At 45.5% G+C, this 14413-nt stretch carries 15 protein-coding genes; 7 read left to right on the top strand and 8 right to left on the bottom strand.

Annotated features, from left to right (window positions below):
* Window positions 1–17: 17 nt before the first annotated feature.
* Window positions 18–1121 carry an N-acetylglucosamine-6-phosphate deacetylase gene (nagA, locus tag DF182_RS27315; RefSeq protein WP_113618929.1) on the bottom strand — a complete coding sequence of 368 codons (1104 nt, stop codon included), beginning with the start codon at window positions 1119–1121 and terminating at the stop codon, window positions 18–20.
* A gap of 285 nt (window positions 1122–1406) precedes the next feature.
* Here nagA and DF182_RS27310 point away from each other — a divergent pair, with 285 nt between their 5' ends.
* Window positions 1407–3206, top strand: a complete 1800-nt coding sequence (locus DF182_RS27310) for an AMP-dependent synthetase/ligase (protein ID WP_113618928.1) — start codon at window positions 1407–1409, stop codon at window positions 3204–3206.
* Between the two features lie 30 nt (window positions 3207–3236).
* Here the strand turns inward: DF182_RS27310 and DF182_RS27305 are convergent, their stop codons facing one another.
* A complete protein-coding gene (locus DF182_RS27305; protein WP_147243564.1) occupies window positions 3237–3524 on the bottom strand; it encodes a hypothetical protein in 288 nt (95 codons plus the stop codon).
* Window positions 3525–3800: 276 nt separating this feature from the next.
* Here DF182_RS27305 and DF182_RS27300 point away from each other — a divergent pair, with 276 nt between their 5' ends.
* The 4 genes from DF182_RS27300 to DF182_RS27285 all read left to right on the top strand — a co-directional run bounded on the left by DF182_RS27300 (window position 3801) and on the right by DF182_RS27285 (window position 6348).
* Entirely contained in the window at window positions 3801–4274 is a 474-nt protein-coding gene (locus DF182_RS27300) for a hypothetical protein (RefSeq protein ID WP_113618926.1), read from the top strand.
* 117 nt (window positions 4275–4391) lie between these two features.
* The gene (locus DF182_RS27295) at window positions 4392–4919 is read left to right on the top strand and encodes a hypothetical protein (RefSeq protein WP_147243563.1); all 528 of its coding nucleotides are present in this window, start codon (window positions 4392–4394) and stop codon (window positions 4917–4919) included.
* Complete coding sequence (locus DF182_RS27290) at window positions 4904–5683, top strand: sensor histidine kinase (RefSeq protein WP_113618924.1); 780 nt, start codon at window positions 4904–4906, stop codon at window positions 5681–5683. Before DF182_RS27295 ends, DF182_RS27290 begins: the two co-directional genes overlap by 16 nt.
* Complete coding sequence (locus DF182_RS27285; protein WP_113618923.1) at window positions 5680–6348, top strand: response regulator transcription factor; 669 nt, start codon at window positions 5680–5682, stop codon at window positions 6346–6348. Before DF182_RS27290 ends, DF182_RS27285 begins: the two co-directional genes overlap by 4 nt.
* Before the next feature lie 305 nt (window positions 6349–6653).
* Here DF182_RS27285 and DF182_RS27280 read toward each other — a convergent pair whose 3' ends face one another.
* Entirely contained in the window at window positions 6654–7124 is a 471-nt protein-coding gene (locus tag DF182_RS27280; RefSeq protein WP_113618922.1) for a DoxX family protein, read from the bottom strand.
* Between the two features lie 76 nt (window positions 7125–7200).
* Entirely contained in the window at window positions 7201–7767 is a 567-nt protein-coding gene (locus DF182_RS27275; protein WP_113618921.1) for a Crp/Fnr family transcriptional regulator, read from the bottom strand.
* A 28-nt stretch (window positions 7768–7795) separates the two neighbouring features.
* Between DF182_RS27275 and DF182_RS27270 the strand changes: the two genes are divergently transcribed.
* Together DF182_RS27270 and DF182_RS27265 are read left to right on the top strand one after the other, a co-directional pair.
* A complete protein-coding gene (locus tag DF182_RS27270) occupies window positions 7796–8608 on the top strand; it encodes an AraC family transcriptional regulator (RefSeq protein WP_113618920.1) in 813 nt (270 codons plus the stop codon).
* Between the two features lie 73 nt (window positions 8609–8681).
* Window positions 8682–9269, top strand: a complete 588-nt coding sequence (locus tag DF182_RS27265) for an NAD(P)H-dependent oxidoreductase (RefSeq protein ID WP_113618919.1) — start codon at window positions 8682–8684, stop codon at window positions 9267–9269.
* A gap of 77 nt (window positions 9270–9346) precedes the next feature.
* Here the strand turns inward: DF182_RS27265 and DF182_RS27260 are convergent, their stop codons facing one another.
* From DF182_RS27260 to DF182_RS27245, 4 genes are all read right to left on the bottom strand, one after another.
* On the bottom strand, window positions 9347–9673 hold the full coding sequence (locus tag DF182_RS27260; protein ID WP_113618918.1) for a S24 family peptidase: 327 nt from the start codon (window positions 9671–9673) through the stop codon (window positions 9347–9349).
* A gap of 477 nt (window positions 9674–10150) precedes the next feature.
* On the bottom strand, window positions 10151–11644 hold the full coding sequence (locus tag DF182_RS27255) for a S41 family peptidase (protein WP_113618917.1): 1494 nt from the start codon (window positions 11642–11644) through the stop codon (window positions 10151–10153).
* Between the two features lie 34 nt (window positions 11645–11678).
* Window positions 11679–12995: a MutS-related protein gene (locus tag DF182_RS27250; RefSeq protein ID WP_113618916.1), complete on the bottom strand. Its 1317-nt coding sequence runs from the start codon at window positions 12993–12995 to the stop codon at window positions 11679–11681.
* Between the two features lie 114 nt (window positions 12996–13109).
* Complete coding sequence (locus DF182_RS27245) at window positions 13110–14408, bottom strand: MutS-related protein (RefSeq protein ID WP_113618915.1); 1299 nt, start codon at window positions 14406–14408, stop codon at window positions 13110–13112.
* Window positions 14409–14413 lie beyond the last annotated feature (5 nt).

Raw genomic sequence — 14413 nt, 5'->3', positions numbered from 1 at the left:
TTTTGTTGGCTGGCTCTTTACTGTAATTCTCCTGAGATGTATACCCGGACGGCCTTGTACTGGCGGTTGAAGATAAGGATGTCTGCCCGGCAGCCTGGTTCTATACGGCCGCGGTCTTTGAGGCCCATAAGGGTGGCCGGGTAGAGGGTGGCCATACGCAAGGCTTCATCCAGAGGTATGTCTGCATGCTCCACACAACGCTTTACGGCTCCCAGGAGCGTGAGGCGTGAGCCGGAGAGGGTGCCGTCGGGAAGGGTGAAGCGGTCTTCCTGGGCCACATGCTGGTAGTCGCCTTCACGATTGGTTTCTACAGCATCGGTGATCAGGAAGAGGCGGTCGCCCAGCATTTTTTTGCTGATGACGAGTGCGCTATCATCCACATGAATATTATCGGCGATGATGCTGGCATATACGCCGGCATTACAGAAGGTAGCTCCAGGCAGGCCGGTATCGCGGTGATGCAGTGAGGACATGGCATTAAACAGATGCGTTACTGCCTTAACACCATTCATAAAGCCGGAAGAGGCCTCTTCAAAAGTGGCGTTACTATGCCCGGCAGATACCACCACGCCCTGTGCATGCAGGTAACGAATGATAGCCGGATCACACATCTCAGGTGCCAGCGTCATCATCTTCACCACTCCCCTTGCCGCGGCCAGCAAGTCTTCCACCTCCTTCATCTGAGGACGTTTGATATATGCCTGGATATGGGCACCCTTTTTTACCGGATTGATATAAGGACCTTCCAGGTGCATACCCAATACAGCTGGATGAGGGTTTTCCTGCACAATCGAAATACATTGTTTGAACAAGTCTATGCTGTTGGTGGCCAACGTAAGCAGGAAACCCGTAGTACCGTTTTTCACCAACGCACGGATCATCGCCTGCAGCGCTGCTACAGATGGTTGGCTGGAAAACAAGTAACCACCGCCACCATAGATCTGCAAGTCCAGCAGGCCCGGCGCAATAAACTGCCCTCCGCAGTCGATGATGGTCGCATGGGCAGGTACCTCATCAGGATTTACCAGTGCCAGTACCTGCCCATGTTCCAGTAATAATGTTTTTCCGGTCAACACCTGTGTGCCGGTAAAAATGGTTCCATTGGTGAAAGCAGTGAGCATAAGTCTAATTTAGTTCCAACCTGTTCTCTTATTCCACATCCATAATTCTGCATGCTGGTCCAGGTCTTAATGCGTTAAGATAACTAATTCCGGGAATGTTTCTTAATCATACTTCTACAGCAACAGATAAGGAGGATCACCGGTATGATCCAGTGCATACCAATAATAAGTGTAAAGGAGAGGCTATATACAAAAAAACATTCAATTAAACACTTATTGTTATTTTATCCTTTGTTTCTGTATATTTATAACAACTGATACCTATTACATCACTAAATCTACTTTATGAGTGCTCTCCCGAGGCATAGGCTTTTCGACGCAGTAAAATTTCAGCTGGAGAAATTTCCGAAACAGGATATGCTGGCCGCCAAGATCAAAGGTAGCTGGAAGACTTTCAGTACCGCCAATGTCAGTGAGACAGTGAACCGCTTCAGTGCGGGTTTATTGCAGTTAGGTGTTGGCGGCAATGATTTTACGCCTGAAGGCGCAGACAAAATCGCCATCATCAGCAACAACAGGCCGGAATGGATATTTACAGACCTGGCTGTACAACAGACCGGCGCCGTACTGGTACCACTGTATCCTACCACCAACCCTGCCGAAATACAATTTATTCTGAATGATGCTGCCGTGAAGTATATCTTCGTTAGCAGCAAGGAGATGCTGGAAAAAATCAGAGACATCCGGGATGGAGTACCTTCGCTTAAAGAAATTTATTCTTTTGATGAGATTCCCGGAGCTACCCACTGGAGCAGCATTCCGGATATGGCCACCCCCTCCCTGCTGGAAAAGGTAGAATCTACCAAAGCCAGCATTGATTCGGATCATCTGGCTACCATTATCTATACTTCCGGTACTACCGGCACGCCCAAAGGTGTGATGCTTACCCATGACAACATCGCTTCCAACGTGGCCTACTCAAAAGTCAGTTTCCCTTTTGACGATGCCCCGCAACAAAAGGTGCTCAGTTTTCTCCCCCTTAATCACATCTTCGAGAAAACGGTTACCTATATATATCTTTTCAGTGGCATCGGTATCTATTATGCCGAAAGTATTGATACCATTGGCGAAAACCTGAAGGAAATTTGTCCGGATGGATTTACCACCGTGCCCCGCCTGCTGGAGAAAGTATTTGAAAAAATTATGGCTACCGGCAACAACCTCACCGGCATCAAGCGCCGGCTGTTCTTCTGGGCTGTATCGCTGGGTGGAAAATATGACAATATCGTCAGCGGCGGCCCCTGGTATAATTTCCAGCTGAGTATCGCCAACAAACTCGTATTCAGCAAATGGCGAGCGGCCCTGGGCAATAACATCAGCTATATCGTTACCGGTGGCGCAGCCTGCCAGGAAAAACTGCTGCGTATTTTTAATGCGGCACGGATACCCGTATACGAAGGTTATGGTCCTACTGAAAACAGCCCCGTTATCAGCGTTAACCGCAGGGTACCAGGTGGCACCAAATTCGGCACCGTAGGCCCTCCTATCGAAGGCATTGAAGTAAAGCTGGAGGAAGATGGTGAAATATGCGTTAAAGGCACTACCGTAATGAAAGGCTACTACAAACGTCCGGACCTCACCGCAGACACTGTAATCGACGGATGGCTGCATACCGGTGATATCGGTGTATGGGTAGACAACAAATACCTGAAAATCACTGACCGTAAAAAAGAACTTTTCAAAACAAGCGGTGGTAAATATGTAGCTCCACAACCTATTGAAAACAAATTCAAGGAAAGTCCGTTCATTGAGCAGATCATGGTAGTGGGTGAAGGTCGGAAATTTACCGGCGCATTAATTGTACCGGCATTTGCCTACCTTAAATTCTGGATGAACAAACAAAACATTCCTTTCACCACTCACGAGGAAGCCCTTGCCCGTCCTGAAGTACAGGAAGCTTACCAGAAAGTGGTCAATGACTACAATCAGTACTTCAATCATGTGGAGCAGATCAAACGATTTGAACTGCTGCCGGAAGAATGGAGTATTACAGGCGGTGAGATGACACCTAAGTTAAGTCTGAAGCGTAAAGTAGTACTTGAAAAATATAAAAGCGCCATCGAAAAAATCTATCAGAACGAATAATAAAATATGCCCTGACAGTATGTTTTGCTGTCAGGGCCATTTTACAGGAAATACTTTCTTTTCTTCATCCATCTCCCAGGCTCTGATCTCATCTCTCCTATCTGCCACTGCGGCATCTTCCATATCTGTTCCTGCAGACCATACAGCATTATAATGTTCGGGAAAACGGTTATATCTCCTGAAGTCTTCTTCGAATACCAGTTGTTTCCATACCAGGTCTTTGTCGTTCTGGTAAGTGATTTTAAAAACGTGACTATACAAATAAGATAATTTCTTTTCCGTTGGAGTAAGCGCCAGATAAAAAAAACGGGTTATCATATCAGAAATATTGGTCAATAAAATCCTTCCGGAAATCCTTATTCCCGGTGAGTTACAGCGTAGCGGTAGTGAATATAGAAAATATATTTCGCAACAAACAGGTAATTACGAAATAAAAAATGTTATGCAGAGATTAACAATTTAATCGTTCTGTTGCCTGGAAATCTGTGTACTAAGATTAATCAAATCTTGTTGATTGCAGTCTGGCGAATGATGAAAAAAGCTATATTTGTATCAACCCTTATCTGTATAAACCCAATCTTAAACCCGTACTTAATGACTCCCTATCAATCAGCCAACGACATCAGAGACAGTTCTGTATGCATTAAAAAAGCCAAGGAACATATTATGAACTGGCGAACTGCCATTAAAAAAGTACTCCCGGAACCGTATAACCAGCTGAATATACCCAATGCTGTTTTTATACCATTCGCAGATATACTTGCACTCGCAGAAAAATACAAACATCTGCATGGTAAAGAGATTGCAGGTGTCAGGGGCTACTTTGCAATAGACCAGCCTTATTTTGAAGATAAGATTCGCCTGATGCTGGTTCCAGTGGTAGAAGTGTCAGAAAATTATATAGTTACCTATAAGGATCTGATTCTGGAAACTACAACAACGGAATATAGTCCTACCGGCGAAAAAGCGGAGGCAGATGTTGAAACTTCTGTTTATGATTTCACCAAACCATGCCCTGATTTTTGTGATACAACAAGCCCATTTTATACGCTCCAGTCAGAAGAATAGATGAAATCATTTTCATATTTCTACCTGGCCATTGCAGTACCTTCATCTATATTGATTCCTCTTGGAATTGCGATCTGCAGGCATTTGTATCAATCAACTGCCTGCAGAATACTTATCATGTACCTGGTAGCATCCGGCAGCATCAATCTGGTGGCGATACTGCATTCCACCAGAAACAATCTTCCATTGCTGCATATTTACACCATAGTGGAAACGGTGTTTTTATTATTGTTTTTTAGCAAGATAGATCAACATAAAAGAGCAATGTCTTTTATCAAAAGTCTGTTGATCATCTTCCCATTATTGTGCATTATAAATTTTTCCTTCTTTCAGAGCATCTATCGGTTTAATTCCTATGTAAGGCCGGTGGAAGCGCTTATCCTGATATTTTTCAGTTTGTACTATTACTGGCATGAAATGCAGGAAGACAAACCAGCCAGGTGGACTGACCATGCACTGAACTGGATAGTGGCGGGAATCCTCCTCTATTTTTCAGGGGCTCTTTTTCAGTTTATCTTCTCCAACATAGTAAGTGCAACGGCGAGTTATCAGATAAAAATTTTAATCCTGAATATTCATGGAACACTGGTACTGATTATGTATCTGTTGTGGGCCATCGGTTTTCTTAAATGGAAGAAAAATTGACAGACAATATTTATGTTCTGGTAATAATGGCGATGGTGGGCAGTTGCATGCTGAGCATCGCTTTTATCCTGATACAGATACGATCCAAGAACAGCATATTACAACAGAAGAAAAAACTACTGGACGCTCAGGTAGAACATCAGAAGGAATTATTACGCGCCATCATCACTTCACAAGAAACTGAAAGAAAACGTATCGGAATGGACCTTCATGATGAAGTGGGATCTGCCTTGTCATCCCTTCGTCTGATCATGAGTCATGCCGCTTTACTGGAAAACAATCAGTTTAATGTTCAGTGTAAACAGATCATTGATCAGATTATTCAGGATGTGAGGAATATCTCCCACAACCTATCACCATTAACCGCAGGAGCCTATAGTTTTTATGATGCTGTAGAAGACCTCTGTGCGGTGGTACAGCAATCGGGTAAAATAAACATCCGGTTGCTATTACCCGAAGAACCGGTATTACTGGAAGAAAACACTGCCCTGGCTATCTACCGGGTAATGGCAGAATTGATGAACAACACCATTAAACATGCCACTGCAGATAACATTGTTATCGAAATGAAAACAACGCCCCGGGAATTACAGATTGATTATGCAGATGACGGAATAGGGCTGAAAGACGTACTACTTCCTGAAAAAAAAGGAATGGGATTACATAATATAGAAAGCCGGCTGGGTATGTCTGGTGCGGTGTATACCATAGCCGGTAGTGAAAGAAAAGGATTTGCTATACATATAAGTCTGCCTTTATCATGAGCCGTATTCATATTGCATTAATAGACGATCAGAAGCTGTTCCGCCAAAGCCTGGCCTTGCTGATAAAAAGTATTCCTGGTTTTGAACTGATCATGGAGGCGCAGGATGGCCGGGACTTCCTTCTGCAATTGTCTGCCCATACAGTATTGCCCGAGATCGCCCTCGTAGACATGGAAATGCCCCACATGAATGGCATTGAGCTGAATGATACCCTGCAGCAACAATATCCGGCCATTAAAGTAATTATATTGTCTGTCCATGCAAAAGAGCGACTGATAGCCAGGATGATCGAATCTGGCGCCAGTGGATATTTACTGAAGAACTGTGACCAGGAAGAGCTGATAACCGCCATCCATACTACCTTCAGCAGCGGTTTCTATATGAGTGCACAGGTATTGAAGGCTATACAACTAGCCAGCAAAGAAAAAAACACGCTCCTCCGGAATGTAAACAATATACCCATCGAGCTCACCAAAAGAGAAACTGAAGTATTACAACTGATTTGTAAGGAATATAATAACACCGAGATAGGTGAAACCCTGTTCATCAGCGCCCGTACCGTAGAAGGACACCGCAACAATCTGCTGGCCAAAACCGGCCGCCGTAATACAGCAGGCCTCGTCCTCTTTGCTGTAAAGTTTGGTATTTTCGATACCGGTTTTTAAGCTTCCCTTACACCTATCAAGGACGTACCCGTTAAAAGAGTAGCAGCTGCAGAACCAGCCTATTGATTCACCAACATCAACAACCCGGCAGTCAGTTATTTACTTTCAGAAAAGGAAGTGATGTGACAGCCAACTATGTTATCTCCGGCACCACGCAGCATAATAATCCTGTGTCTCATTAGTGTGGGGTAAAAATCAAATTCAAGGAAGCCTACACCGAGCCATGGCACATCCTTGCAAGCCAAAAGAAAACGGGGTAAGTCTTCTAAGAAGACTTGTCCCGTCGAATGATTTTTCAGCGAGGCTTAACGGGCCGCTTCCTGCCACCAGCTATCCATGGAGGATTTACCACCACCCGTTATCATCAGCACCAGGCATATACCAAGTACCAGCAGATGAAATTCAAACCCCTCCTGCCCTGCCGGCAGTTTACCAAACCAGTTCATGAAGAAACCGTTCTTCCTGTGGATGCAGATAATCATACCTGTAAACAGTCCAAAAAGAGCCACGGCAACTATCCGTGTAGCCATTCCCGTAAGCAGACAAAACATACCGGCACATTCTACAAAAATAGCCATCACTGCAACAGAAGATGGCAAACCGGCCACTTCAGTCATAAACTTCATTTCTCCTGCCAGGCCAGGGCCACGGAACCACCCGAACATTTTCTGTACCGCATGCGGGAACAGTACAATTCCCAGTGTAAGTCTTAATATCAAAGGTGTCCAGCTGTTGTCTGTTGCCAGTAATTCAGGGATTATTTCCTTGTGCATCATCTTTTTTGCAAAGATGATCCATCTGTGGTGGCAGGATAGTGCGGTTTATCAAAAAATTGCTGTGATTTATATCACACTATTGCTGGCTACGGATACGGCTAAGGGTTTCTCTTGTGATGCCGAGGTAAGAAGCGATGTATTGTTGTGGCAGCCGCTGTTCTATGGCTCCATAGTCGGCCTGAAATGCCCGGTATTTTTCTTCTGCCGGTTTCTGCAGCTGCAGAATGCGCCGTTGCCATAAGGCAAAAGATTCCTGTAATACCAGATGGAAATAACGTTCCAAGCGGGGTATCTGGTCATACAACGTTTTGAGGGTTGTTATATTGATCTGGAGTACTTCGGTATGTTCCAGGGCTTCTATGTTATAGATGGAAGGCGTTTGCGTGATCAGGCTATGGCGGTCGGTGATCCACCAGTTTTCGAAGCCAAAATGAATGATACGCTCCTTCCCTTCCTTGTCCGTTTCGTATTGGCGAAGGCCGCCTTTGATCACAAAATAATCACGTTTACAGATATCACCTTCCTGAAGCAGAAAGTGATGCCGCCGTAGTTTTTTCAGTTCCAGGGCATTAAAGAATGTGTGCAGTTCATCTTCATTCAGTTGGACATACCGGCTAATATGTTGAAGCAATAATGAATACATGCCCGAAAGTAATGATTATATTTGAAGCATGGACCAGGCATATCATCATTTCAGTATTCCCGTGACACCGGATTTTGAATCGGTATTCTCTCATTTTTATTTTGCCGAAAATACAGGTGATACTGCTATTACCAAAACACTGCTGCCTTCTTATCAAACTATCCTGGTCTTGATTTTTGGAGGCAAAGCGTTATTGCATTCGCGGCAGGATACACAACTGGATATTGACCAGTGTATTGTGCTTGGGCCGATCAAGCAGGCATTTGACTATACTTTACTTCCAGGTACACGCATGCTGGTAGCCAATTTCAAAGATGATGCCTTTTTCCGTTTCTTTGGTAATGCGGCTTCGGAGAAAGAAACGCCACTGCACCCTGACCAGCTGCTGGAAGACAACTGCTTCACCGATCTTTGGACTGTATTGAGCCAGATAGACCAACCCGACCAGCAAGTAATCTATATCCTTGAATTTTGCAGGCCCTATCTGCAGCAACAACATCCATTATCAGAAAAACTGGCTGGTTTCCGGGATGATACCCTGAATCCCATTAAAGCGATCGCAGGTGCTACGGGGCAAAGCGAGCGTAATATTCAACTGCATCACAAAAAACAATTTGGATACACTGCCAAAGAACGGCTGCGGTATCAGCGTTTTATGAAGGCCATTCAACATCTTCAGCGACAGCTCACCAATGGTCTGACAGCCGACTGGTTTGAGTTAATTGATACCTGTGGCTACTATGATCAAAGCCAGCTGATACACGACTTTAAACATTACCTGCATCTGAGTCCTACCCAGTATATCAAATTCCAGGAAGACATCTGCATTTCGCAGCACTGATTTCGTTTTCTTACAATACTGCCTTATCTCACCATGCTACTTTTGTATCATACAATCATACAAAAACAAGCATATGAAACATCTAATTATTTATGCCCATCCTAATTCCGATAGTCTCAACAGCCAGCTGAAACAATCACTGACAGGTCATTTACAGAAGAATGGTCATGAGGTGATGATAAGAGACTTGTACCAGCTTAATTTTAACCCGGTCTTATCTTTAGCTGATATACAAGGCCAGCGCGCAGGCCATGTAAGTGAAGATGTACAACTGGAACAAACCTTTATCTCCGAAGCTGATTGTCTCACTTTTATTTATCCTATCTGGTGGACAGGCCTGCCGGCTATCATGAAGGGATATATCGACCGGGTGTTTAGTTATGGCTTTGCCTACCGCTATGATCAAGGTGTTCAGAAAGGACTGCTGGGAGCCAAGCCCACTGTGATTATTAACACTCATGGTAAATCACATGCCGAATATCAGGCTATTGGAATGGACCATGCCCTCCTGCTTACTTCAGACAAAGGTATCTTCAGTTACAGTGGGCTGGACATCAAAAAACATTTTTTATTTGACAGGGCAGACAGAGCGGGGAAAGAACAGATCGGGGAATGGACGGAACAAATCAGAGCTGTATTTGCTACACCTTGCCCGGCGTGATAATACTCATATTAATCAGGTCCTGGATGTCATTGATCAGTAGCCTGCAAGGTTCAAAATTACATCCCAAAATCATTTTATCCTGCTTTATTATAAATCACCCGGTTTTCATATTCGCCTAGTATCACTCTGCCGTATATGATTTTAGTCCAGCCATTTTCAAAACCATGATTATTGGCTATGAGAAAGCCTTTGCCGGTATCTTTTTTAATGATCTTGTGCGCATCAATATAACGCCCCTTGACTTTACAGAATACAATATCACCTATGGCATACTCCGTTTCTTTTTTAAAAGTGAGTAAAGTACCGCTTTTCAAAATGGGTAACATAGAAGAGCCAAATGCTTTCATTTTTCCTGTTCCAACTGTTTCCAGTTCGTTTTTTAATCTTTCATACTTGTTCATAACATTAAAATTTAGTGTCAATACATAGGAAGGTTAACCTGGTGGGATCATCAGGGGGCAATAGCAAGCTGCATCATTTATACCGCGATAAATGACAACAGGCTTCTGACAGAAGATGATTAAAAACTTAATGATGATTTATTTCAGAACAGGACAAGGAAGAAACAATACGTTGGATATACAATACGGAAGAATTTAACCGGGGTAACGTTAGGATACAGGAGGAGTAAACACTTCAGTGGATGCAGCAGAAGGCCACTTCTGCTTAACATATGGCTGCTATCTTATAGAGATCTGATTCAAAAAATTCTTATCACCAAGAACCTTAAACTGATGCAAAGTAAAACAAATGTTTCCGGAAAACCTAATTTATCGGGAAAGGCATAACGCAGACCACTATACGCTGACAAGAACCCCGCCAATGAAACCCATAATGTATGGGCCATTGACGGGGCTTGATTATTGTCACTGTTACTATTATCGTGAGGCCTTGTGTGCAGCTTCAATCAACTCCAGTGTATAAGTGATCTCCGGATCTTTATCTGCCTGCGTATAGCCGATAAATTTATCCATTGGTACTTCCCGGTCGGGGATGATACCACGGCCATTATCTTTGGTGGCATTAAAGAAATAGAGTTCGGACAGTGGTACGGTGAGTATACATTTGGTGCGTGGCAACAGATAATTCCTAAACCAGGCGGCTGTGGTGGCGGCTTCTCCACTACCGGTTTCCTTACCGATCACTTCTCCCCTTTTGTTTTTTTGTACCAGCGAAGCAAAGTAGGTAGCTGCAGAAACAGTACCACCGCCGGTCAGCACATATACTTTTCCGTGGAAGGCGTCTTTATCGGGAGGGAAATTTTCCAGCTGCCCTTCTTTCAACCGGGCGTTGCCTATATAGAAGCCGGAGCTGTCTTTATCGAAGCGCTGGTACAGGAAATTCCGGTTGCTCTGAATATCTTCATCAGAGAGCCTTCTGCCGTTGTCTGCCACTGCATATTCCGGATAGGCGATATCGATGGTGCGGGTGCGGTAGTTGTATACGTTCCGGAAAGGAGCATCTGCCAGGAAAGAATACAGCAGGGCTGAGATAGCGGGATTACCGCCACCATTGCTGCGGATGTCGATGATCACCTGTTTGTAGTTGCGTTTTTTCACTTCACGGAAAAACTCGCTGAACTCTTTATAGGCATCTGCTTCGTTGATAGCAAAGGTATTGACGGTCAGCAGTCCTGTCTGTGAGTCATCGAAATAATTGTTGTAAATATAGTAGGCGCGCTGCAGCAGATTGAACGGAAAAACAGACTGCCGGGTAGCATGATAGGCTTCTGTAGGATTGGAAGCGGTGAGACTTACCTTACGGGACTCTTTGCTGCCGGGGGCGAGATAGGTTACCGGATAGGTTACCTGGTGAGGCGACTGCAAACTGAAGATCACCTGAAAATCAGGATACAGGCGGTCCATACCGGTGGTAATGAAGCCGTCGCTATATGCCGAAGTAGCCAGGCTACGGAGTATGTCCTTTGCCGGCGTGTTGTTGATGCTGGTGATCTCAGCACCAAAAGGGATAGCAGCACCTTTAATATTGACAAAGATCTTTCCGCGCTCAATCACTACCGGGAACGGGAAGAACCGCATGCTGGCATATAGTTCACGGGAATGATCATTAGAGAGCCGGAGGCTGGTATGTACGTCTCTCACCAGATAGACAGGTGAATACTGTAGGCAGGCCAGTAGGTCCGGTTCTTTGCCCATTACCTTTAAGAGTGAGTCCACTGAGTGCTCGAAAGTGAGTGAATCGGTGAACTTATATGGATTGGGGTGTTGTTTTTTCAGGATGTCTACAGCGAGTCTGAAATCGGCTATAAAGTCTTCTTTAGTGAGACCGGCCAGTTTTTTCTCCTGGGCCGATGTGTGCAGGCATGACAGTGCCAGCATGGCGCCAGCGCCAAATGTCAACAACTTCTTCATATGTGCAGTGTTTTTTTACAAGTTAATACAGTCGCTATGAGCCGATCAGCTCCAAAATGCCTTCATTGCGGATGATCATCATCCCCTGGCGGTCTTCCGTGATACCTTCTTCCAGCTTGTAGGTATAACGTGGACGGCTACCCTCCATTACAGTAGGCAGATATCTGAAGCGGATATTGCTGTGTTTTTTCAGAGCTTCTCCCACTTCTATGATATGGGTGGAAACGATGAACAAACAACCGGAATAGGCCGCAAACGCTTCTGTAACCGCCAGCGTACCATCATAGGCATCCTTTACGTTGGTACCTTTAAACAGCTCGTCAAACATCAGCAGCAGCCGTTTCCCGCTGGCAGTGGCTTCTGCCGCCTGTTTCACCCTTACCACTTCTGCATAAAAATGGCTGTATCCCAGGCTGATATTGTCTGACACGTTGATGGAAGAATACAGCCCTTCCCTTACGGAGAAGGAAAACTGTGCGGCCGCTACCGGGAAGCCCATATGTGCCAGATACATTCCAATACCTACCGACTTCATCAGGGTGGATTTTCCGGCCATATTAGCACCAGTAAGGAACAGCACATTGCTGCCTTCCTGCATGAGAATATCATTGCCGATGGCTTTTTCTATGCAGGGATGATACAGGCCGTTGACCGACAGACTGTTTTTTTCAGGAGACAATGCCTGTGCGTAGTTAAACCCTTTAGTGCGGGCCACCTCACTAACGGCAATGTATACGTCGAGTTCCGCAATGAATAACAGCAGATCTTCCATTTCCTTATGGAGCCTGTTTTTGAGCAGATGATCATAGAAGGCCAGTGTTTTCACCGGTAATGCCTTATAGATGTCCATATTGCACAAACGCTCCAGCTGTTTATCTGCCAGCACCTGCCGGATGGAGGCCACCCTGGCTGCATAAGGCCCCTGTAAAACAGCCAGTGTTTCCACAAAGGCATAACATCTTTTTACGGTCACAATAGTGGCCTGCAGCCCTTGCACATTGGCACGGTAACGTTCATCACGGGCCAGGGAAGAGAGACCTTTTTTGATGAGCATATCAGCTAATGTCAGTAATGCACTGCTTTTGCCGCCGTTATCCAGGTATTCCCGCATGAGGGTCAGCTGCGGCACATCAAAAGGAAACGCCAGATTTGCCTCCTGAAAAAAGCGGAAAATACTGCTCCGCTCATTGATGGCAGCTGCATTTTCCAACGGAGCCTGGAACATCCCGTCCAGCAAACGCTCCCCACCTCTTGTCTTCACCTGGTTGAACAAGTGGTATACTGAACCATGCCGGAATTTCCCCAGCAGGTTCAGTTCATCCATTGTTTGCCTATCTATACTAAAGCTCATGTTATAGCTGTAATTTTTTATTTAGGTGTCCCAGGACTAAAGTCCTGGGCTATTTTCGATTCGGACTAGTCCTGAGCTATGAAGTCCTGGGCTAGCCTACAATAGCCCGGGACTTTAGTCCTGGGATTTGCGTCCCTTTTGAAGGATGTCCAGTATACCTTCATTGCGGATGATGATCATACCATGACGGTCGTCTGTGATGCCTTCCTCCAGCCTATAGGTATATTCCGGCGTATGTCCGTTCATCCGGGTGGGCAGATACAGGAAACCGATACCGGCAGATTGCTGCAACTGCTCCCCAGCTTCCACGATATGGGAAGAGATGACGAACTTACTGTTCTTTTTACCGGCAAAAGCTCGTGTAACCGCTACCGTTGCCTCATGGGCATCCTTTACATTGGTACCCCGGAAAAGCTCGTCAAATATGACCAGCAGTGATTTGCCACTACTCAGGGCGGCAGCGATCTTTTTCACCCGCAGCACTTCTGCATAAAAGTGGCTGGCCCCGATACCCAGATTGTCCGGCAGGTTGATGGTCGTGTAAATACCATCCAGTACGGAGAACTCCATCAACCGCGCTGCTACGGGAAAACCCATATGCGCCACATACAATGCAGTACTCAGGGAACGCAGGAAGGTAGACTTACCGGCCATATTAGCTCCCGTCAGAAAAATCACGTTCCGGTTGCTGCCCATCGATACATCGTTGCCTACCGGGTTTTTCAGGCCCGGATGATACACGCCGTCGAGTTTTAAGATACCGGTGCCTTTGTCTAACGCTTTCGGGAATACGAATTTTTTCTCTACCGCCACTGCAGCTACGGAAAGGTATACATCCAAAATATACACATGGCCCAGCAGCTGGATGATCTTCTGTCTTTCACGTGTTCTGAACAACAGATCATAGGCAGTGACAGCACCATAGGATAATTTTCCTTTCATGGATTCGTTCAACGCAGGTTCCAGCGCCGGGTCGGCCAGCAGCAGCGCTATTTCCGTCCGCTCCCTGGCATAGGCTGCAATGCCCGCCACTGCCGGGCCTTCGACAAACCGGTGTACATGCTGCAGCAAACCTATCACGGCGGTAACGCCGTTGTAAATATCCTTTTCACTCAGTGTAGCCTGCACCGTATTTTTTGAGAGGACATCCCCGTTTTTCAGATACTTCTCTGCCATATCAAACAGGGCTGCATCAAAAGGGAAAGCTACCTGCAGCTGCGCAAAATGCGCGATAATACTGCTGCGCCGGTTGATTTCCTCCTTATCCGACAACGGCTGACGGAACATCTCTTCGAGACATGCTTCGCCGCCACGGGTGTGGGTATGGTTGTACAGGTCGTAGATACCACTGACATCCCGCTTGCCGAATATGCGGAGGTCGTCTATTGTTTGTTCGTCTGTTTGTAATATCATCGGTT

This window comes from Chitinophaga flava, from assembly GCF_003308995.1.
Taxonomy (GTDB): domain Bacteria; phylum Bacteroidota; class Bacteroidia; order Chitinophagales; family Chitinophagaceae; genus Chitinophaga; species Chitinophaga flava.
Note: the sequence above shows the minus strand (reverse complement) of the source record. Positions and strands in the feature narration are given on the sequence as shown.

Bases quoted from the DNA above. Each gene is read 5' to 3' on its own strand.
- nagA (WP_113618929.1), bottom strand. From the start codon at position 1,121: ATGCTCACTGCTTTCACCAATGGAACCATTTTTACCGGCACACAGGTG.
- DF182_RS27310 (WP_113618928.1), top strand. From the start codon at position 1,407: ATGAGTGCTCTCCCGAGGCATAGGCTTTTCGACGCAGTAAAATTTCAG.
- DF182_RS27305 (WP_147243564.1), bottom strand. From the start codon at position 3,524: ATGATAACCCGTTTTTTTTATCTGGCGCTTACTCCAACGGAAAAGAAA.
- DF182_RS27300 (WP_113618926.1), top strand. From the start codon at position 3,801: ATGACTCCCTATCAATCAGCCAACGACATCAGAGACAGTTCTGTATGC.
- DF182_RS27295 (WP_147243563.1), top strand. From the start codon at position 4,392: ATGTACCTGGTAGCATCCGGCAGCATCAATCTGGTGGCGATACTGCAT.
- DF182_RS27290 (WP_113618924.1), top strand. From the start codon at position 4,904: ATGGAAGAAAAATTGACAGACAATATTTATGTTCTGGTAATAATGGCG.
- DF182_RS27285 (WP_113618923.1), top strand. From the start codon at position 5,680: ATGAGCCGTATTCATATTGCATTAATAGACGATCAGAAGCTGTTCCGC.
- DF182_RS27280 (WP_113618922.1), bottom strand. From the start codon at position 7,124: ATGATGCACAAGGAAATAATCCCTGAATTACTGGCAACAGACAACAGC.
- DF182_RS27275 (WP_113618921.1), bottom strand. From the start codon at position 7,767: ATGTATTCATTATTGCTTCAACATATTAGCCGGTATGTCCAACTGAAT.
- DF182_RS27270 (WP_113618920.1), top strand. From the start codon at position 7,796: ATGGACCAGGCATATCATCATTTCAGTATTCCCGTGACACCGGATTTT.
- DF182_RS27265 (WP_113618919.1), top strand. From the start codon at position 8,682: ATGAAACATCTAATTATTTATGCCCATCCTAATTCCGATAGTCTCAAC.
- DF182_RS27260 (WP_113618918.1), bottom strand. From the start codon at position 9,673: ATGAACAAGTATGAAAGATTAAAAAACGAACTGGAAACAGTTGGAACA.
- DF182_RS27255 (WP_113618917.1), bottom strand. From the start codon at position 11,644: ATGAAGAAGTTGTTGACATTTGGCGCTGGCGCCATGCTGGCACTGTCA.
- DF182_RS27250 (WP_113618916.1), bottom strand. From the start codon at position 12,995: ATGAGCTTTAGTATAGATAGGCAAACAATGGATGAACTGAACCTGCTG.
- DF182_RS27245 (WP_113618915.1), bottom strand. From the start codon at position 14,408: ATGATATTACAAACAGACGAACAAACAATAGACGACCTCCGCATATTC.